This is a genomic window from Methylomonas sp. HW2-6 (assembly GCF_052474525.1).
The window spans coordinates 3459345-3479704 of the sequence record NZ_CP184124.1; the positions used below are offsets into that span (position 1 = coordinate 3459345).

Annotated in this window: 21 protein-coding genes; 4 read left to right on the forward strand and 17 right to left on the reverse strand. The window is 55.5% G+C overall.

What is annotated here, in order from left to right:
• The first annotated feature begins 3 nt into the window (after nt 1–3).
• Nucleotides 4–792, forward strand: coding sequence for a 3',5'-cyclic-AMP phosphodiesterase (cpdA, locus tag ACH518_RS16715; RefSeq protein ID WP_445370904.1), 789 nt, complete (start codon nt 4–6; stop codon nt 790–792).
• Here the strand turns inward: cpdA and rppH are convergent.
• A complete protein-coding gene (rppH, locus tag ACH518_RS16720; protein WP_140912585.1) occupies nt 789–1316 on the reverse strand; it encodes an RNA pyrophosphohydrolase in 528 nt (175 codons plus the stop codon). The two genes, cpdA and rppH, sit on opposite strands and share 4 nt — an antisense overlap.
• A gap of 153 nt (nt 1317–1469) precedes the next feature.
• On the opposite strand from rppH, the gene ACH518_RS16725 reads away from it, so the two are divergent.
• Nucleotides 1470–2123 (forward strand): histidinol-phosphatase, encoded by a 654-nt coding sequence (locus tag ACH518_RS16725; RefSeq protein ID WP_278211576.1) that lies wholly within the window; start codon nt 1470–1472, stop codon nt 2121–2123.
• A 5-nt stretch (nt 2124–2128) separates the two neighbouring features.
• Here ACH518_RS16725 and ACH518_RS16730 read toward each other — a convergent pair whose 3' ends face one another.
• Nucleotides 2129–2359, reverse strand: coding sequence for a sulfurtransferase TusA family protein (locus ACH518_RS16730; RefSeq protein WP_140912583.1), 231 nt, complete (start codon nt 2357–2359; stop codon nt 2129–2131).
• Between the two features lie 74 nt (nt 2360–2433).
• On the opposite strand from ACH518_RS16730, the gene cysG reads away from it, so the two are divergent.
• A complete protein-coding gene (gene cysG, locus ACH518_RS16735; RefSeq protein ID WP_445370905.1) occupies nt 2434–3822 on the forward strand; it encodes a siroheme synthase CysG in 1389 nt (462 codons plus the stop codon).
• Between the two features lie 210 nt (nt 3823–4032).
• On the forward strand, nt 4033–4368 hold the full coding sequence (locus ACH518_RS16740) for a c-type cytochrome (RefSeq protein WP_140912581.1): 336 nt from the start codon (nt 4033–4035) through the stop codon (nt 4366–4368).
• Between the two features lie 78 nt (nt 4369–4446).
• Here ACH518_RS16740 and ACH518_RS16745 read toward each other — a convergent pair whose 3' ends face one another.
• From ACH518_RS16745 to fliF, 15 genes are all read right to left on the reverse strand, one after another.
• Nucleotides 4447–5064: a hypothetical protein gene (locus tag ACH518_RS16745; RefSeq protein ID WP_445370906.1), complete on the reverse strand. Its 618-nt coding sequence runs from the start codon at nt 5062–5064 to the stop codon at nt 4447–4449.
• A 128-nt stretch (nt 5065–5192) separates the two neighbouring features.
• Entirely contained in the window at nt 5193–6404 is a 1212-nt protein-coding gene (locus tag ACH518_RS16750; RefSeq protein ID WP_140912579.1) for an argininosuccinate synthase, read from the reverse strand.
• An 85-nt stretch (nt 6405–6489) separates the two neighbouring features.
• A complete protein-coding gene (waaA, locus tag ACH518_RS16755) occupies nt 6490–7755 on the reverse strand; it encodes a lipid IV(A) 3-deoxy-D-manno-octulosonic acid transferase (protein WP_445370907.1) in 1266 nt (421 codons plus the stop codon).
• Between the two features lie 270 nt (nt 7756–8025).
• Nucleotides 8026–10419 carry a phosphoenolpyruvate synthase gene (gene ppsA, locus ACH518_RS16760; RefSeq protein ID WP_445370908.1) on the reverse strand — a complete coding sequence of 798 codons (2394 nt, stop codon included), beginning with the start codon at nt 10417–10419 and terminating at the stop codon, nt 8026–8028.
• A 101-nt stretch (nt 10420–10520) separates the two neighbouring features.
• Entirely contained in the window at nt 10521–11462 is a 942-nt protein-coding gene (gene rfaD, locus ACH518_RS16765) for an ADP-glyceromanno-heptose 6-epimerase (protein ID WP_278211570.1), read from the reverse strand.
• A gap of 4 nt (nt 11463–11466) precedes the next feature.
• Nucleotides 11467–11913 carry a 50S ribosomal protein L9 gene (gene rplI / locus ACH518_RS16770; protein WP_140912575.1) on the reverse strand — a complete coding sequence of 149 codons (447 nt, stop codon included), beginning with the start codon at nt 11911–11913 and terminating at the stop codon, nt 11467–11469.
• Between the two features lie 46 nt (nt 11914–11959).
• Entirely contained in the window at nt 11960–12868 is a 909-nt protein-coding gene (locus ACH518_RS16775) for a hypothetical protein (RefSeq protein ID WP_445370909.1), read from the reverse strand.
• 28 nt (nt 12869–12896) lie between these two features.
• Nucleotides 12897–13127, reverse strand: coding sequence for a 30S ribosomal protein S18 (gene rpsR, locus ACH518_RS16780; RefSeq protein ID WP_054758676.1), 231 nt, complete (start codon nt 13125–13127; stop codon nt 12897–12899).
• A gap of 24 nt (nt 13128–13151) precedes the next feature.
• Nucleotides 13152–13577, reverse strand: coding sequence for a 30S ribosomal protein S6 (gene rpsF, locus ACH518_RS16785; RefSeq protein ID WP_140912573.1), 426 nt, complete (start codon nt 13575–13577; stop codon nt 13152–13154).
• Nucleotides 13578–13719: 142 nt separating this feature from the next.
• Nucleotides 13720–15084, reverse strand: a complete 1365-nt coding sequence (locus ACH518_RS16790) for a flagellar hook-length control protein FliK (RefSeq protein WP_445370910.1) — start codon at nt 15082–15084, stop codon at nt 13720–13722.
• A gap of 27 nt (nt 15085–15111) precedes the next feature.
• On the reverse strand, nt 15112–15564 hold the full coding sequence (gene fliJ, locus ACH518_RS16795; RefSeq protein ID WP_445370911.1) for a flagellar export protein FliJ: 453 nt from the start codon (nt 15562–15564) through the stop codon (nt 15112–15114).
• Nucleotides 15564–16910: a flagellar protein export ATPase FliI gene (gene fliI, locus ACH518_RS16800; protein WP_140912570.1), complete on the reverse strand. Its 1347-nt coding sequence runs from the start codon at nt 16908–16910 to the stop codon at nt 15564–15566. The genes fliJ and fliI overlap by 1 nt, the downstream gene beginning before the upstream one ends.
• Nucleotides 16907–17614, reverse strand: a complete 708-nt coding sequence (locus ACH518_RS16805) for a flagellar assembly protein FliH (protein ID WP_140912569.1) — start codon at nt 17612–17614, stop codon at nt 16907–16909. The genes fliI and ACH518_RS16805 overlap by 4 nt, the downstream gene beginning before the upstream one ends.
• Nucleotides 17601–18611 carry a flagellar motor switch protein FliG gene (fliG, locus tag ACH518_RS16810; protein WP_140912568.1) on the reverse strand — a complete coding sequence of 337 codons (1011 nt, stop codon included), beginning with the start codon at nt 18609–18611 and terminating at the stop codon, nt 17601–17603. Before fliG ends, ACH518_RS16805 begins: the two co-directional genes overlap by 14 nt.
• Entirely contained in the window at nt 18604–20346 is a 1743-nt protein-coding gene (gene fliF, locus ACH518_RS16815) for a flagellar basal-body MS-ring/collar protein FliF (RefSeq protein ID WP_445370912.1), read from the reverse strand. The genes fliG and fliF overlap by 8 nt, the downstream gene beginning before the upstream one ends.
• Nucleotides 20347–20360 lie beyond the last annotated feature (14 nt).

Here is a 20360-nt window from a genome sequence, read left to right on the forward strand (position 1 = left end):
GCGATGTCGACGCTGAAAATTCTACAGCTGACCGACCTGCACATTCTGCCGCATGCCGGCGCTACTTTGCTGGGCATAGACCCCGAATATTATTTCGCCCAAGTGCTGGATGCGGCTCATACGAGACACGGCAGCTTCGACCTGATCGTATTGACCGGCGACCTGGGCCAAGATCCGGGCCCGGACAGTTACCGGCGTATCGCCGACCGCTTGCAACGCTACGCCAGCCCCTGTCTGTTTCTGCCTGGCAATCACGACGATTGGCCGTTAATGCAAACCGAATTAAATCGGAGCCAACTAAGTTGCGGCAAACACCGGCTATTTCCGCATTGGCAAATTATCGGATTGAACAGCCAAAAGCCCGGTTATCCTGGCGGTTATCTGGCTGACGCCGAATTGCTGTTTTTAAACGCGACCTTGGAAACTTGCAATTTGCCGGCCGTACTGGCGGTGCACCATCATTGCGTTGCCAGCGGCAGTCCGTGGATGGACACCATGATGATCGAGAACGGTGAGGAATTGCTGCAGATTGCGACAAGATTCCCGCAGGTCAAAGCGATCACCTGCGGCCATTTGCACCAGGAAATGGCAAAGCACTATAGAGGTATTCAAATAGTGTCCGCACCGGCAACTTGCGTGCAGTTCAAGCCCGGCGCCACCGAATTCGAATTGGATGTTAAACCACCCGGCTACCGGGTGTTCGAATTGTACGACGACGGGACGCTAAAAACCGTCTGCTATAGAATCGATGCCGAACAGCCCGAGCTCCGGCTGGATTTGAAGAGCTACTAGCCGGCTTCCAATCTGCCAGACAGATAACTTTCGGCATTGACGCCGACATCGTTGGTAATTAGCAAAGCGCCCAACTCGTCCATCGCCTTACGATAAACGCGGCGTTTAAAGTAAACCACGTCCTTCAACGGATACCAGTACTCGACCCATTTCCAGCTATCGAATTCCTGTTTATGGCCGCAATCGAAACGTACCATCGACTCGTCCGTGTTTAAGCGCAAAATGAACCAAATTTGCTTTTGGCCTATACATAGCGGCGTGGAGTTCTTACGGATATAGCGGTCCGGTAACTTATAACGCAACCAGTATCGGGTCCTACCCAACAGTTGCACGTGTTCGGCGCGCAAACCGGTCTCCTCCCACAATTCCCGGTACATCGCGGTTTCCGGGTCCTCGTCGCCATCAATTCCGCCTTGCGGAAACTGCCACGAATTCGCGCCCTTGCGCTTGGCCCAAAACACACGACCCTCGTCATTGCAAAGGATAATCCCGACATTCGGCCGGTATCCTTTCGAGTCTATCATGTAAAAAACCTGTATCATTTGCCGCCCGATTGCTAATGCCGGAATGTTAAAATTAGCAGCGGTACGGCCATTAAAGTTAATGCCGCAATTGTTCCACAAATACTTGGCCGACGCTACCGGCCTTATCTTTTTCTTTACGACGACGGGTTTGCCGTGAGCTTAGCCATTTTCGATTTGGATAACACGCTGATCGCAGACGACAGCGACTTTTTATGGGGCCAGTTTTTGGTCGATCGCGGCATCGTCGACAAAGACCATTACGAACAAGCCAATAAAAAGTTTTACGAGGATTACAAACAAGGCACGCTGGACATCGTCGAATTTCTGCATTTCTCGTTGGCGCCGCTGGCGCAGCACGAGGCCAACCAGCTTTACCGTTGGCGGGAGGAGTTCGTCGATAGCCTGATCAGGCCGATCATGTTGGATGCGGCACGGGAGTTAATCGACCGGCATCGCCAAGCCGGCGACACGCTGCTGGTGATTACCGCGACCAACCGTTTCGTGACCGAACCGATCGTGAAACTCTACGGCATCGACAACTTGCTGGCGACGACGCCCGAATTCAAAGACGGCCGCTACACCGGCAAATTCCAGGGCACGCCCTGCTTTCAACAAGGCAAAGTCGATCTGTTGCGGGATTGGTTGGCCGAATCGGCGGAAACGTTGGAGGGTTCATGCTTTTACAGCGATTCGCATAACGATCTGCCGCTGTTGAACTTGGTAGACCGTCCGGTCGCCGTCGATCCGGACGAAAAACTGAGGCAGGCTGCGGAGTTAGCGAATTGGCCTATCATCAGCCTGCGCTAAGCCCATTATTTTTTTTGGATGTAAAAGATCTGCCGGTCGGCATCCCGTAAATTGTGAACCAATTGGTGTCCTGCCTGATCGATATACACGCCGAAATCCAAATGGGCGGCCGGATCGGTGGCTATGACCTTGACCACCGAGCCGCTGTTGATTTCCATAATGGCTTTTTTCAGGCGCAACAGCGGCAGCGGACACTGTAAACCGCTGGCATCGACTTCCAAATCAAATTCAATCATATCGGTATTCGCTCAATCGCTAATTGACGGCACGTATCATAACATCAACCCCCAGACCCCGAAAATCAAGGACCATGGATTACTTTCCGCTATTTTTAAAACTCAAGGGCCAATCCTGCCTGATTGTTGGTGCCGGCGAAATCGCCAGCCGAAAAATTGAGCTATTGGCAAAAGCCGGAGCCAAAATTAGCGTAGTCGCGCCGGAAGTTAGCGACAGCGTCGCCGACATGGCAAACGCTGGCCTCGTAATGCTGACCCAAAAACCTTTCGCCGATAGCGACCTGGACGGCATGTGCCTAGTGGTTTCGGCCACCGACACCAGAAGCGTCAACGAAGCAGTGGCCCAAGCGGCAAATGCGCGTAACATACCGGTCAATGTAGTCGATAACCCGGACTTATGCAGCTTCATCTTTCCCGCTATCGTCGACCGCTCGCCGTTGACGATCGCGGTCTCTTCCGGCGGCGTATCGCCGGTGTTGGCACGTTTGCTGCGATCCAAGGTGGAAACAGCTATTCCTGGCGCGTTCGGCCTGCTAGGGCAATTTGCCGAGGAGTTCCGGGCATTGGTCAAACAACGCCTACCGGATGCAGCTCGACGCCGAGTATTCTGGGAAGACGCATTACAGGGCAATATTGCCGAGCTGGTGTTCTCCGGGCGCCGCGACCAAGCCGCCGCCGAACTGCAAGCCAAACTGGATGCGGCCGAACAAGCGCAAAGCCGCGGCGAAGTGTATCTGATCGGTGCCGGACCGGGCGATCCTGACTTGCTAACCTTTCGCGCCTTAAGGCTGATGCAGCAGGCGGATGTGGTCGTCTACGACCGGCTGGTATCGAAAGAGATTCTGGAAATGGCCCGCCGCGACGCCGAAAAAATCTACGTCGGCAAGCAACGCAGCAACCACAGCCTGCCACAGGAATCGATCAACGAACTGCTCGCCAATCTGGCCCTATCCGGCAAACGCGTGGCCCGCTTGAAAGGCGGCGACCCGTTTATTTTCGGCCGCGGCGGCGAGGAAATCGAAACGCTAATGCAACAGGGCATTCAGTTTCAAGTGGTACCGGGCATTACCGCCGCGGCCGGCTGTGCCAGCTATGCCGGCATCCCGTTGACCCATCGCGACCACGCCCAATCCTGCACCTTTGTCACCGGCCACTTGAAAGACGGCAATATCAATCTGAACTGGAGCCAACTGGCGGCTCCCAATCAAACCATCGTGATCTATATGGGCTTGGTTGGACTGGAAACGATTTGCCAATCCCTGATCGAACACGGCTGCCCGGCCGACCAACCCATTGCGCTGATTCAGCAAGGTACCACCCGCCACCAACGGGTGATTACCGGGACTTTGAGCGATATGCCGAAAAAAGTGGAGAATGCCGATATCAAGCCGCCGACCTTAATTATTGTCGGTACCGTTGTACGTTTACGCGAACAACTGGAGTGGTTTCTACCCATCTGCTAGGCGATTGCGGGACAATTTCCCGATTTCAGCCAAATTTAAGCTTTGGTTGGAAAAATCAGGCCGCAAGCGGGCTAACGGCAGTGGTGCAACAGAAAATCGATTGAATTTTTTGCCAAAGTTCCCTATCCTTTACCCGCTTAACTTCCCTGTGAGCTGCTTATTCAAAACAACAATACGCAGTTCTTTTTTTAAACACAACGAGAGAAGAAAATGAAAAAATCATTCGGTTTATTAGTAGGCGCAGCTCTTATCGCGATCAGCGGCCAAGTTGCAGCTAACGAAGCGGAAGAAATCGGCGCAAAAATTTACGAGCGTGCTTTCGGCCGTGGTTGCGGCGCTTGCCATGACATCTCTTCTAACCCACAACTGAAAGAACTGATCAAAGCGGGTAAACTGCCGAAAGACCAGTTCGCCAGCGTCCTGAAAAACGGCAAAAACGGCATGCCTAAAGCCACCGCAGCGATCATGGAAGTGGGTCCTGTCAAAAAAGCTGGTTATACCGAAGACCAAGCCATCGACGCAGTCTACGAATATTTGAAAAAATAATCGCAGTTCGACAGGCAAATAAAAAGCCGCTATCCGTAACGGATAGCGGCTTTTTTATTCGCTAAATAAAATAGCGGGCTAATCGCCTCTGCCAAGATAGGCTTGGCGACTTCGCTGATGCGTTAGACGGTAACGACCACGCAGCCAGACCCCGGCAATCGCCGCGATCATCAAACCGCAAGAAACGAAGGTCAGATAAACCAAATCCTTTACATCGTTCAATTCCTTGATCAAGGCCTGATTCACTGCCGCGCCATCGGCTCTGGCCGGCGAATCGATCGAATAGGTCGTCAGGATTTTTACATCCCCTTTCAAATCGCGAATCGTATCCAAGGAATCGGCAACGCTGCCTTTTTTAATATTCTCTTCCAATGTCCGCAATTTGCTTTCGATTGAACCACTCAACAAACCGAATAACTGCCCTTTCAAAGCACTAATTTCTGCAGATAGCGCCGGGTTCTGAGTCGCATAAACCGCAGACAAGGTCTGATGTTTTTGGATCTCGGTCAGCAAATTTTGTCTGGGCAACAACACAAACCCCAACACAAACACAACCGCCATCAACCCCATCACCAACAGCAGCAGCACGCGGTTGGCTTTTACCAATGCCCGATGCTGGTTTGCGGTCCGCAAATAGACAATCTCGCGCGTGTCGCTTATGACTTCATCCGGATTAATCTCAGGCATGTCGCTCATTATTGTTTTAATCTTGCTAATCGGGAAGCGTCTCTGCCCGCCGACGTAGCCAAGTACTACGATCGGCGGACAGTTATCGGCGCATTATACAAGCTTGCGGAAAAATGTCCTGTTTTCTGCTTTCGGGCTTAACGGCCTTTTTTTGCCGCAATCCGCATCCGCAGGGCGTTCAATTTAATAAAGCCTTCGGCGTCTTTTTGGTTATAGGCGCCGCCGTCTTCTTCGAAGGTCGCGATGTTTTCGTCGAACAAACTGTTGGTTTCGGATTGGCGACCGACGACGATCACGTTGCCTTTGTACAACTTAACGCGGACTTTACCGTTCACGTTCACTTGCGACTCGTCGATCATGGTTTGCAGCATTTTGCGTTCCGGACTCCACCAATAACCGTTGTAAATCAGAGAGGCGTAACGCGGCATCAACTCGTCTTTCAAATGCGCCACCTCGCGGTCCAGAGTCAGAGATTCGATCGCGCGATGGGCCTTCAACATCACGGTGCCGGCCGGCGTTTCGTAGCAACCGCGCGATTTCATACCCACGTAACGGTTCTCGACGATATCCAGGCGACCGACACCATTGGCGCCAGCGATTTTGTTCAGTTTTTCCATGACCTGATGCGGCGTATGCGGTTCACCGTCGATGGCGACGATATCGCCTTTTTCATAGGTCAATTCGACATAAGTGGCTTGGTCCGGCGCATTTTCCGGCGACACACTCCAGCGCCACATGTCTTCTTCCGGCTCGGTCCACGGATTTTCCAGAATCCGGCCTTCGTAGGAAATATGCAACGAGTTGGCATCCATTGAGTAGGGCGAGGTTTTACCTTTCTTCATCTCCACCGAGATGCCATGCTGCTCGGCGTAATCCAGCAGTTTTTGCCGTGAATTCAAATCCCATTCCCGCCAGGGCGCAATAACCTTAATGTCCGGCCGCAACGCATAAGCACCCAACTCGAAGCGGACTTGGTCGTTGCCCTTGCCGGTAGCACCGTGGGAAATCGCGTCGGCGCCGGTTTCGTTGGCAATTTCGATCAGACGCTTGGCGATCAGCGGCCGGGCGATGGAGGTACCCAGCAGATATTCGCCCTCGTAAATGGTATTGGCGCGGAACATCGGAAATACGAAATCGCGGGCAAATTCCTCGCGCAAATCGTCGATATAGATTTCCTTGATGCCGGCTGCCTTAGCCTTGGCCCGTGCCGGCTCCAGCTCTTCGCCCTGGCCGATGTCGGCGGTAAATGTTACGACCTCACATTGGTAAACATCTTGCAGCCATTTCAAGATCACTGAAGTATCCAGACCGCCCGAATAGGCCAGCACCACTTTTTTAATATCCGACATAATCCGCTATTAACCTAAAAAATTAAAAACCGACGAATTATAACGGAAAACACCGAGCCCTTTTCGCCAAACCGTCAGGACCGCTTCAAACATCCAAGCTTTCAGCCAATAATGCAGCAGTCCGCTCAGCCGCTCCTTGATTGTCGGCAACAAACTGCCGAGCGTTGCCAACCAGACGATTTTTAAAGTCGATATCTTGATAAAGGCGTAACACCGCAGCTGGCAAGGCCTGAGCCCCGGCACACTGAACGGCCGCTTCGGCGGCGAGCATGCGCTCGGCTATTTCCTGAAAATTAAACATTTCCGGACCGAAGATTACCGGTACGCCGGCAGCCGCCGGTTCCAACACATTGTGGCCGCCAACCGGAACCAAACTCCCGCCGACGAACGCAGCATCGGCCGCGGCATACAGCATTTTCAATTCGCCCATGCTGTCGCCGATATAAACGTCGGTCTGTGCGCTGCAAGCCCGCTGTTCGCTGCGCATCACCACTTGCAACCCACGTTGCTCGCAGAGCGCTCTCACCGTTAGAAAGCGCTCGGGATGCCGCGGCACGATCAGCAATAAAAATTCGGGCAGCGCGGCTTTTAGCTGCGGATAAAGTGCGAGGAACACCTCTTCTTCACCGTGATGACTACTCGCAAGCACCAGAACCCAACGCCCGGCAAATGCCTGGGCCTTTAGAGTTTGTCCTCGCCCCTGCACCTCGGGCGCTACGGTCACGTCGAATTTGATATTGCCGAGCACCCGCACGCGATCGGGTTGAGCTCCGATCTGGATAAACCGAGTCCGGTCATCAACGGTTTGCACTGCAATCGCCGCCACACCGGCCAGTGCCTGCCGCACCAAGGCCGGGATTCTTTGATAAGACTGCGCCGAACGCTCCGACAACCGGGCATTGACGATATACAGCGGTAGAGAAGCCTCGGCGCAGGCGGCAAACAGGTTCGGCCAGATCTCTTTCTCCATGATTACCGCCAGGCGGGGCCGAAAATGCGCGATAAAGCGGCCCACCACCAGTGGCAAATCGTATGGCAAGTACACATGCTCGACCCTATCGGCCAACACTGCCCGCACGCGGGCCGAACCGGTCGGCGTGGTCGTCGTCACCAGCACCGGCAATTCGGGATATTGAGATTGCATCCATTTTATTAGCGGAAACGCCGCTTCGGCCTCGCCGACCGAGACCGCGTGAAACCAGAGCACGCCTTGGCGGGATTGAAATGAGTAAACTCCCAAGCGTTCGCGCCAGCGTCGCCGGTATTCCGGCGCTTTGGCCCCGCGCCAATACAAGCGCAGCAACACCATCGGCAATGCCAAATGGAACAGCAAGGTGTAGACGAATCGCATAAGCCGATTAACCACCGCGCAACGGCGAACAAAATTCAGAACTCGCAGAACGAGGCCGCAAATCTGGCATGAAATTCTCCATGGGAATGAGCGAAAATTGGAACAACACGGTTGGAAAGCATCGGTATTGGAAAAACTTTAAGCCAGCGCTCGACGCGGGCAACTAGCCGAAAGCGATGCTTGACAGACTGACTGATCCGCAAGCCCCGGCAAAAAACCAGCCCATAATAACGGTCCGGCGTCATGATCGCTCAGGACATCTCCGCTTGGCTATCGCCCCAAGCACTGTTCCAATTCCAACACCCGCTGCGTTGTGGGTAACACAGTGTCAGGATTCAAGCTCATCGAATCGATCCCGATTTCCACTAGATATTCGGCCATTTCCGGATAATCCGACGGCGCCTGGCCGCACAAACCGGAATGGCGGCCGTTGCGCCGGGCGCCTTCCACCGCCAGCCGAATCATCGTTTTGACGCCGGGATCGCGCTCGTCGAAGTCGTTGGCAACAATCTCCGAATCGCGATCGACACCCAGCGTCAATTGGGTCAAGTCGTTGGAGCCGATCGAAAAACCGTCGAAAAGTTTGGCAAATTCGTCGATCAGAATCACGTTATTCGGAATCTCGCACATCACGTAGATTTCCAGGCCGTTATCACCACGCTGCAAGCCGTGGCCGGCCATCGCCGCCAACACCCGCTCCGCCTCGTCGATGCGCCGGCAAAACGGGATCATCAATATCAGATTGGTCAAACCCATCGTCTCGCGCACCCGCTTCATAGCCGCGCATTCCAAGGCGAAGCCCTCGGCGTAAGCCGGATGCACGTAGCGCGACGCGCCGCGAAAACCGATCATCGGATTGGCCTCGTCCTGCTCGAACCAGCGCCCGCCCAACAACGTGGCGTATTCGTTGGTCTTGAAGTCCGACATCCGCACCACCACCGGCTTGGGATAAAACGCGGCGGCAATCGTCGCCACGCCTTCGGCCAGCCGCTGGATAAAAAACTCTTCCGGGCTTTCGTAACCCTCGGTCAAACGCTTGAGTTGTTCCAACTCGGCGGCATCCTGAACCCGCTCCGGATGAATCAAGGCCAGCGGATGCGCCTTGATGTATTCGGTAATGATGAATTCCATCCGCGCCAAGCCGACGCCGTCATTCGGCAAAAAGCTGTGCTTGAAGGCCAATTCCGGATTGCCCAGATTCAGCATGATTTTGGTCTTCGGCCGCTGCATTTGGGCCAGATCGGTCCGCAGCACCTCGAATTCGACCTGCCCCTGATAAACCTTGCCGACGTCGCCCTCGGCGCAACTGACCGTAATCTCGCTACCACTGGCGATTGCCGTCGTCGCGTTCTCGCAGCCGATTACCGCGGGCACGCCCAGTTCGCGGGCGATGATCGCCGCATGGCAGGTACGGCCGCCGCGATTGGTGACGATGGCGGCGGCGGTTTTCATCACCGGTTCCCAGTCCGGCGTGGTCATATCGGCGATCAACACTTCGCCGGGCTTAAAACTGGATAACTGCGCCACGCTGGCAATCACCCGCGCCTTGCCGGCGGCTATTTTACTGCCGACCGCGTGACCGCGGGCGATGACCACACCCTGCGCCAACAAGCGGTATTGTTCCAACACGTTGCCGCTACGCTGCGAAGCCACCGTCTCCGGCCGGGCCTGCACGAGGTAAAGTTTGCCGTCCAGCCCGTCCTTGGCCCATTCCATGTCCATTGGCCGGCCATAATGGCGTTCGATTTTGGTCGCATAGTCGGCCAGTTCCAGCACTTCGGCGTCGGCGATGCAAAAGCGGCGCCGTTCGTCGTTGGCAGTGGCGATGTTGCGTACCGGCTCGCGGGTAGTACCGTCGCTATAGACCATCTTGATCTTTTTCGCCCCCAGGTTGCGGCGCAGCACCGCGCGGTAACCTTGGGCAAAGGTAGGCTTGTGCACATAAAACTCGTCCGGATCGACCGCACCCTGCACCACGTTTTCGCCCAGGCCGTAAGCCCCGGTAATGAACACCGCATCCTGGAAGCCGGACTCGGTATCGAGTGAGAACATCACTCCGCTGGCGGCCAAATCGGAGCGTACCATTTTCATTACGCCAATCGACAGCGCCACCTTGAAATGGTCGAAACCCTGGTCGATGCGGTAATGGATGGCGCGGTCGGTGAACAGACTGGCAAAGCAGCGCTTGCAGGCATCCAGCAAGCTGTGACCGCCGCGAATATTCAGATAGGTATCCTGTTGCCCGGCAAAACTGGCGTTGGGCAGATCCTCCGCGGTGGCGGAACTGCGTACCGCGACAGTCAAGTCAGCGCCGTATTCGCGCTGCAACTCGGCAAATGCGGCATGGATCTCGGCCTGCAAATCAGCGGGCAGCGGCGCGGCGTAGACCAAATCGCGGGCTTGCTGGGCGCGACGGGCCAGATCGGCAACGTCGTCGGCATCGACATCGTCCAATAATTCGTGCAAGCGGGGCCAAGCGTCGGCTTGATCCAACAGACAACGATAGGCGTCTGCGGTGATCGCGAAACCGTTCGGCACCCGGATACCCTCTACGGCCAAGGCTTGGTACATTTCGCCCAACGACGCATTCTTACCGCCGACTAAAGGAATATCCTGGATGCTGAGTTGGTTAAACCAACGGATGTATCGGTAGGCTAGGGACATTGGGGGAACTCCTTGGCTGTAATTCTGCTTATCGTTATAAGCATACGCGCTTGAAACGCGGCCGCAACCAGGATTTTCGGCATCAGCGAGCGCGGTTAACGCTAACGGTTAAGCCACTCCATGTAGAGCTGAACACCTTCTTCCACCGACTTAAACCGATGCTGGCAACCGACGGCGCGCAGTTTTTCCAGATTGGCTTCGGTAAAACTCTGATAACAGCCTTTCAGATGCTCCGGAAACGGGATGTATTTGATATAGCCGCGTTGATGATAACGAATCACCGCATTGGCAACGTCGTTAAAGGTCTGGCTGCGGCCGGTACCGCAGTTGAAGATGCCGCTGACTTCGGGATGGTCCAAAAACCACAAATTCACGTCGACAACATCGCCAACGTAAACAAAATCCCGGCGTTGCTCGCCGTCGGCATAACCGTCGCAACCTTCGAATAATTTCAATTCGTCCGATTGCTGAATCTGCTTATGCAAATGAAACGCGACGCTGGCCATGCTGCCCTTGTGCGCCTCGCGCGGGCCGTAGACGTTGAAGTAGCGCAGCCCGACTACTGGCGCCGTCAACTTGGTTTGCCGGCGCAGATACTGGTCGAATTGGAACTTGGAGTAACCGTAAACATTCAGCGGACCTTCGTAGGCCAATTCTTCCTTGAAAGTCAGATCGGCGCCGTAAGTGGCTGCGCTGGATGCGTAAATAAATGGAATTTTGTGGCTTTGGCAATAATGAAACAGGGTTTTGCTGTATTCATAATTGTTGTCCATCATGTAACGGCCGTCCCATTCCGTGGTACTGGAACAGGCGCCCTGATGGAATATCGCGGCTATCGATTCGGCTTGGAATCGGCCTTGTTGCAGGCGTTCGAGAAACGTGGCTCGGTCGAGATAATCGGCAATCCGGCAATCGACCAGATTCCGAAATTTGATACCGTTGCTTAAATGGTCGACCACCAAAATATCATCGTAACCGCGGGCGTTCAGCCCCAACACCAGATTACTGCCGATGAAGCCGGCACCACCGGTTACGATGATCAAGCGCTTACTCCGCTACGACTTTAATCGTCAGCGTCGCGACGACGTCGGTGTGCAGGTTGATGGCGATGTCGTAATCGCCGATATTGCGGATCACGCCGTTCGGCAAACGTACCTCGTGCTTTTCGACTTTGACGCCGGCAGCGCTGATCGCGTCGGCAATGTTCAGCGTACCGACCGAACCGAACAGACGGCCTTCGTCGCCGGTTTTATGAGCGATCGTAATCGCCAGTTTGCTCAGAGCTTCGGCACGGGCGTTGGCAGCCGCCAATTTTTCGGCCGCTTGCTTTTCCAGCTCGGCGCGACGCTCTTCGAATTCCTTGATTTTAGCCGGGGTCGCCTGAACGGCTTTACCTTGCGGGATCAGGTAGTTTCTGCCATAACCCGGTTTGATGGTGACTTTGTCGCCCAGGTTGCCCAGGTTGGCGGTTTTTTCCAGAAGAATGACTTCCATCGTTTATACCTCTTGGTTCGACTCGTATGTCGAAAAATCGGGAGCGTTACGCTCCATTGGGTTTAAATTTGTTTCGCAAATCCAGCCAAGTATCGCTTAGCCCGCAAAGGACGACCACGGCGGTCACGTGCGGCACCAACATCAACGTGATGTACAGAAAAGGCACCATGAACCGACCGCCCTTGCTGGTCGCAAAGGCCGCGTGCAGCACTGCAGTACCGACAAAGACATACAGCACGAACATGACCAGCAAGACGTTCCAGCAGAACTCTGCGATGTCTGCAGGACTCAACCAAGCCACTGCAACCAGCGCCAGTGTCGCCAATGTGAACGGCAAATGCGCCCGCAAAGCCAGAAACTCGCTTCTGAAACCGCCGGGATTGTAGAGCGCGGCCTGCCAAAACCGGGCCAAAAACAGGCCCAGCAACAAGCCGCAAACGCTACCCGCCGCGGCGACACCAGTCATGTAATGCGCCAACGTATCCGCCGATTGGCGAATCTGTTCGACGGCAACATCGGTTTGCCCGCTCAACATCGGCTGAATCATGAACTCCAGGATTTGCCGCCAAAACAATGCCGGCTGCTCCTGGAATACATAAATGCTGAATACCGCAGCCAAACCTAGCAACACGGCGATTTCGATCGCCACGACCAAGTGTCTGCCCTCGCGCAAGACGATCGAGATCAACCAGACCGGCAGCCAGAACGCCAGACCGTACATCAATGCGTACTGATAATTGCCCAGCAACATCAGGCTCAACACCGCGGCCGCCAAGCAGGAACACAGCAGGACGTACATGCCCTCGCCGGCTCCGCGCCGCAAAGTGACCAAGGCTAGCGAGGCCGAACTTACGATACTAATCGGAGGAAACAACAGGGAAAGCAACGCCAAGCTGGATGCAACGGTCATCGCTTGCACCCTCCCCTTCATGATGAAAGCGGCTAGAAATTGCACGCCTGCCTTCCTCCGGATTGCGAATCAGTTACTTATGCGCGTCGCAAAACGGCAACAAAGCCAGAAAACGGGCTTGTTTGATCGCCGCAGTCAACTGTCTTTGGTATTTCGCGCTAGTCCCGGTAATCCGGCTCGGAATGATTTTGCCGGTTTCGGTGATGTATTCGCTGAGCAGATCCAGATCTTTGTAGTCGATCACGATCGCATCTTCGCCGCTGAAACGGCAACCTTTTTTACGTCTGATATTGTTACGTGCCATGAAAATTCTCTACGTTAATTTGGGTTACTCTGAATCGGCAGCTACTTCAGCTTCGTCGCTGGTTTCGACTTCGGCTTCGACTTCTTCTTCGGCGTCACCTTTGGCACGGCTGGCGGATTTTTGGCCGTCGCTGCCGCTGGTTGCAATCACGGAAGGACCGGTGATGGCTTCTTTTTTCGCCAGGGTCTGGCTGCGCAAAATGGCGTCGTTAAAGCGAAAACCGGCTTCCAGTTCTTCCAGAGTGGCTTGGTCGCATTCGATATTCATCAGCACGTAATGCGCTTTGTGAATTTTTTTGATCGGATAGGCCAGATGTCTACGGCCCCAGTCTTCCAGCCGGTGAATTTTGCCTGAGGCTTCTTCAACGGTGGATTTGTAACGTTCAATCATAGCCGGCACCTGAGCACTTTGGTCAGGATGGACTAAGAAGACGATTTCATAATGTCGCATGATTTCTCCTTACGGGTTGAAAGCTTCCCGCCGGCAGGCGGTGAAGCAAGGATTCGGAGCCGGAAGACTCCAAAAAGCTGGGCATTATAGAAACCGGCGTTGTTTTTGCAAAGCAATTTTTGTTACAACGCCGGCTCGGGGACTAGGCGAACAGACTGAGCAAGCCGTTGCTGGCGATAGCACGCCCGGCTTCGATTTCGTCAAGGATATTGGTTGCGGAGGTGTTGTTTGCACCGCCGTCGGTGAAATCAGGGTCTTGATTGCCGCTCCGGCGCTGGTCTCCAGCCATTTGATAGGATTCTCGGCCTTGTTTTTGTTCGGAATGTTGCTGGGACACATTAACGTCCGCCAAATCCAGCTTTTGCTCGCCCAACATTTCCCGCAGCTTCGGTAACGCGGCTTCTATCGCTTCTTTGACTCCCGCATGCTGCGTTGTGAAAGAAACACTGGTCTGGTCTTGGTTGACGTCGATCTTAATCGAAATAGGCCCCATGTGTTCGGGGTTCAACCGAATTTCGGCCGACGGAATATCCTGTTTGTGCATCCAAAGCAATTTTTCGCCAAGCTCCACGTTCCAGCCCGGCTGAGCCAAATGCTTGGATATTTCAGCCGTTGCCGGACTATGGCCGGCAGAGTTGACCGACTTCGACAATTGGGCAATATCGGCCGCCATCGCCGCAAAATGTTTGCCATTGTCAACCGAACCCGTTTGGTTTTTTGCGGCAATCGCGTCCGCCTCGTTGCCGAAAGCGTTAGCGGAATCTTCCGGGCTATCTTGCCGCAGATCGGCTTGGTCCTGGCCGGACAGCGCCTTCGCCAAGCCGGCATCGGCCGGCTGACCCGGCGACTCGCTTTTTGCCGAGACTGACGCCGCCTCCAGTTTGGTCTTCACACCGGTTTCGGCCGAGTTGTTGCCGACTATCGCCAGTGCCTGACCTACCGGATCGGCACTGCTTAACAGATCGCTCGCTCCGGAAACTTGCGTGGCCGAGGTGTCGCTGGCGCTCGCAGAATTGGCCTGTATCTGCGCCAGCGCCGCCGCGGCCTGCGCTGCCGCCAGAACGGCATCGGCTTCTTCCGAATTCTGATCGTCTTGAACGGCGCCAGCTATTGCCGGAGTGGGAGGCGGGGTTGCCGGCACGCTGTCCAGGCTCTGTAAATACTGTAGCACGTCGGCTAACGCCGCCATCGTATCGTCCAGATCGATATCCTGGTCAAGTTTGGCCGCCGTCGGCACGCTATTGCCGAACATAGCGGCAACTTTTTGCAGGTCGCGGCCGGTCAAATTCTCGGCATTTATACCGCTGAATTGCTGCAAATTCGCCAATTCTCCGCCGCTGCCGCCCGCACTATTCGCCAGACTAGTCTGCAACTGGGCCAATTGTTCCAGGAATGTCGCGGAAAACAGCCCCGGGTTGACGCCGTCGCCCAGCATTCCAGCACCAAGGCCGGCCGTCGGGTCGGCGCCAGACAACAAAGACAGCGGATTCGAGCTTTGTATATTCATAACCATTCTCCTGTCAGTTTGTTACGGTTAAGCAGTTCCCGTGCCATTACCGTTTACCGTGCGTGCAGCCCGATCGTCTTGCTCGGCCTGTTCGCGCTTTTGTTCGTTTTTTATCTCTTCCGCCAAGGCCAATTCACTGACTTTCCGCAGGCTTTTGGTCCGCTGCCGGGAATCCTCCCAGTGTTTGCGCGCGCGCTGGACTTCACGTTCTTGCTGCGCAACCGCTTGCCTTTGGCTATCGATTGCACTGTCCAATTTTTCCGAAAAGGCTCTGAATTCCATGAGTTGGCTGACCGGTATTCCACTTTGTTGACGGACGGCGAAATTGTGCAAATACTCCACCCGATAATTTAGCAGGCTGTCCAGCTGGGCTTGCTGCTCGCGCAAACGTTGCTGAACACCCCCCAATGCCGCCAACGCATCCTGCTCCTGACGGGCGTGCAATTCGATCACCACATTCAAGCGCTGCGACTTTTTCATCAGCTTGCCAACAATTGCGCCAGCTCGCTGATGCTGCGGCTGAGGTCGACCGATTCGTCCATGCTTTGTTGCAGAAAATCCATGATCGCCGCGTTCTTCGCCACCGCCTGATCGATCCGCGGATCGGAACCGGAACGGTAAGCGCCGACGCTGATCAAATCCTTGTTCTGCTGATATATGGAATACAGGCGTCGCAAATCCCGCGCCATCTGCATATGTTCTGCCTCGACGATGTCCGGCATTACCCGGCTGATCGATGCTTCGATATCGATGGCCGGATAATGGCCGGATTCCGCCAGACTACGCGACAACACAACGTGGCCGTCCAGAACGCCGCGCGCGGCGTCGGATATCGGGTCGTTGGTATCGTCGCCCTCGGCCAGTACCGTGTAAAAGGCGGTAATAGAGCCGCCGCCCACGTCACCGTTACCGGCCCGTTCCACCAATTGCGGTAATTTGGCAAATACCGACGGCGGATAACCCTTGGTGGCCGGCGGCTCGTTGATTGCCAATGCGATTTCCCGATACGCTTGAGCGTACCGGGTCAGAGAATCCATCAACAGCAAGACGTCCAGACCCTGGTCGCGAAAATACTCCGCAATACTGGTGGCCAGCATCGCGCCGTGCATCCGCATCAATGGCGAATCGTCGGCCGGCGACGCCACCACCACAGCCCGGCGCAGACCTTCCTCGCCCAGAATTTTCAGAACGAATTCGTTGACCTCGCGACCGCGTTCACCGATCAGGCCGACCACAACGACATCGGCGTTGGTAAACTTGGTCATCATCCCCAACAACACGCTCTTACCGACCCCGGTACCGGCGAACAAGCCCATGCGCTGGCCTCGGCCAACGCTGAGAACGGCATTGATGGCTCTGACGCCGACATCCAATGCTTCGCGAATCGGTTTTCGGGTTAACGGATTAATCGGCGTACCGGCTAACGACACCTTGGCGTCGGTATCCAACGCGCCTTTGCTGTCGAGCGGATTTCCGGCCCCGTCCAATACCCGCCCCAGCAAACCGAAGCCAACCCGCGCCAGACTATTTTTGCCCATTGGGATTACCCGGCAACCGGGCTCGAGGCCATGCGTATCGCCGGTCGGCATCAGGTAAATATGCGCGCCGCTGAAACCGACCACCTCGGCAGCGATGATTTTGCCGGACTTGGTGACGACTTGACACAACGAGCCTATCGCCGCACGGCAACCCTCCGCCTCCAGGGTCAAACCCACCATGCGCGACAATTTACCCTCGACCACCATTTCCAGCGGCTCATGCAGACGTTGCCGGTAAGGCCGCAGCCGGGCCAACCACAGTTCGGCACGGTCGGCGCTGACTATCATTTCTCGGCGTCCTCGCGCCGGTCCCCGCCCAGCACATTCGCAATAACGGCCGCCATCCGGCTCTCGACGCTGGCATCGACCCTGGAGACTTCGGTTTCGACGACACAGCCACCCCGACTCAGCAACGGATCTTCCTGCAACCGCCAGGGCGGCATGCTTTCGTCGAGTTTCAAGGCGCTACGGACCAAAGCCGCGTCCTCCGGGTGCAAATTGACGGTGACCTTCTGCGAAGCCAAGGGCAAGACCTTAATTGCCTCCCTGACCACGGCAACGATTTCGCCCGGCTCTGACTTCAACTCACGGCGGATCAGCTGGCTGGCAATCGCAATCGCCAGTCTGACCAACTCTTGCTCTATCGCCTCGTCGAGCTGTTTGAACGGTTCGCTCAAGGCATCCAGCAATCCGGCCAATTCGGCTGCCTGTTTTTGCAGCAAGTGCAAACTTTCTTCATAACCTTGCTTACGGCCGATCTCCAGGCCTTCGGCCCTGCCCTCGGCAAAACCTTGCTGCCGGCCTTGCTCGAAGGCTTCATCGTAGGCCTGCTTCTGAATCTCCTCGATCTGTTCCACCGTCAGGATTTCGGTCGCCTGCTCCAGTTCCACCGGTTCCGAATGAGGCGGCGCCTTAAAATCCTGCAGCCCGGTCCAGGGATTCAAGGCCTGCAGTTCGTCTTCGGAAAACCGCGGCGTCTTAGACGAATTCATCACCGCCGCCACCGCCGCCCAGACTCAATTCGCCGGCATCCGACAGACGTTTGGCGATAGCCAAAATATCTTTTTGGGCGGCTTCGACTTCGCTGAGCCGAGCCGGCGGCGCAGCTTCCAAATCGTCGCGCAACATTTCCGCCGCGCGCCGCGACATGTTGGCGAAAACTTTGTCGCGCAGTGCGGCGTCGACACCGCGCAAGGCCAACAACAGTTGATCGGTGGATACTTCGCGCAACAAGGTTTGTATACCGCGGTCGTCGACGTTGATCAGATCGCCGAACACGAACATCTTGTCTTGGATGCGTTGCCCCAAGTCGGCATTGACTTCGTTGATGTTCTGCATCATCGGATCGCTGATAGCGCTTTCGATGAAGTTGAGGATATTGGCCGCAGCGTCGATACCGCCGATTTGCGATGACTTGACGCCGTCGCTGCCGGTCAATTGTTTTTCCATGATATCGTCCAACTCGCGCAAGGCGGCCGGCTGCACGCCTTCCAGCGTGGCGATCCGCATCAGCAGGTCGGAACGCATGTTCTCCGGCAGCAGCGTCAACACGTCGGCGGCCTGGTCGGGGTCCAATAAGGACAGGATGATGGAAATGATCTGCGGATGCTCCAGCCGGATCAAATCGGCGATCGCCCGGGTGTCCATCCACTTCAACTGCTCGATACCCTTGCTGTTGGCGCCGAGCAGGATACGATCGATGATACTGCCGGCCTTGTCCGCGCCCAAAGCATTGGTCAGCATATTGCGAATGTACTCGTCCGAGTCCAAGCCCAAACCGGTTTCGTTCTTGATTTCGATAATGAATTCTTCCAGCACTTGATCGATCACGCCGGAGGTAATAGAACCCAGTTGCGCCATGGTCGAGCCGACCAGCTGCACTTCCTTCGGCCCCATGTGGCGCAATACCGCCGCCGCCCGGTCCTGGCCGACTGCCAGTAGCAGCAACGAAGCGCGTTGCGCCTTGCTATATCTGTCGTCCTCAGCCATCGTCTTTCAACCAGGTTTTGATGACCTGCGCGACCAGTTTCGGGTCTTCGTCGATCATTTTTTGTACATACTCCAGACGTTTTTCGTAGCTTTGCGGCGCTTCCAGCAGCAGCAAATCTTCCATCGCACTCGGCAAGGCGTGAATTTCGCCGGTTTCCCGATCGACTTCCACCGGAACCGCTACCGGCCGCCCTTCTTCATCAAAGCGCACGACGCCACCGGTCGCTTCGGCAATCGCCCGCGCCTCTTCCAAGGCCAGCAACTGTTCTTCCTTGGTGATCAAACCTTTGAATACCGGCCGCAACACGCCCATGATCAACAGTAACACCACCAACACCGCCCCCAATTGTTTCATCGCGCTGGCGAACCACGGCTGATCCCAAATCGGCTCCGAAGGTAGTTCTTCCAATGCGTCCGGCAATTTAAAGGCCACGTTCGTCACGGTGACTTGGTCGCCGCGGCTGTTGTCGTAGCCCACCGCCTGCTTGACCAAATCGCGGAGCTGATTCAAATCTTCCTGCGAATAGGGTTGTTGCGTGACCTTGCCGTCGGTTTGTACCAATTTTTTGTCGTCGACCACCACCGCGACCGACAGCCGGCGTAGCGCGCCGGTCGCCAAACGGGTATGGGTAATGGTTTTATCCAGCTCGTAATTCCGTGTAGCCGACTTGCTGGCCGCACCGGATTCGCCGGCTGCGGTTTTTTCCTGGCCGCTCGCCACCTCCGGAGCCACGCCGGTCGGCGGCGGCTGGTTGGAAAGCGCGCCGGGCACACCTTGAACTTTAGACGAAGAATTGGTTTCTTCCTGAGTTTGTTCGCTGCGCAAGGCCGGCAGATCGGGGTTGAACATTTCCTGGGTTTTTTCGGTGACGGTAAAATCCACGTCGGCCGAGATTTGCGCACGCATGCCGTCTCCGCCCACCAAAGGCGTCAGGATGTTTTCGATGCGTTCGCGCAAGTGTTCTTCGATATTTTTCTTGTACTCGAATTGCTTACCGGACAGCGTGATATCTTCCCCGGCCTCTTTGCTGTTCAGCAGGCGACCCTTCTGATCCACCACCGTGACTTGACTGGCTTCCATCAGCGGCACGCTGGACGCGACCAAGTGGATGATTGATTCGATCTGTTCTTTTTCCAGCGTCCGGCCTTGGTAAAGTTCCACGACCACCGATGCGCTGGGTTTTTTCCGCTCGCGGACAAACACCGATTGCACGGGGATTGCCAATAACACTTTAGCGGCCTTGACGTTTTGAATGGTTTGAATGGTCAGGGCAATCTCGCCTTCCAAGGCGCGTTGAAAGCGCATTTGTTCGACGCTTTTGCTGGCACCGAAACCGTTGTCCTTGTCCAGCAGTTCGTAACCCAGGCTGGCGCTGCGCGGCAGGCCTTGCGCCGCCAGTTTCAATTTCATTTCCCTGACTTTGTCGGCCGGCACCATGATGGCTCCGGAACCGGTCTCGACTTTGTAGTCGACGCCCATCTTCGTCAGCGTATCGAGTATTTCCGCCGAGTCCTTCTCCGCAACGCTGGCGAACAGCAAATCGAAAGCCGGCGCTTGCGACCACAGCACCACCGCAACGCCGATGGCCACGCTCAGAGCCAATCCCAGCATCAAACCGACTTGGCGCGATACCGGCAACTTGCTCAGGCCGGTCAGCGCCTGTTGCATTTTACTGGTCTCGGCGGTCTCTTGAGACCGCGAATCCATCGGTAGATTTCTGTCCAACTCGCTCATGGCCGACTTCCGTT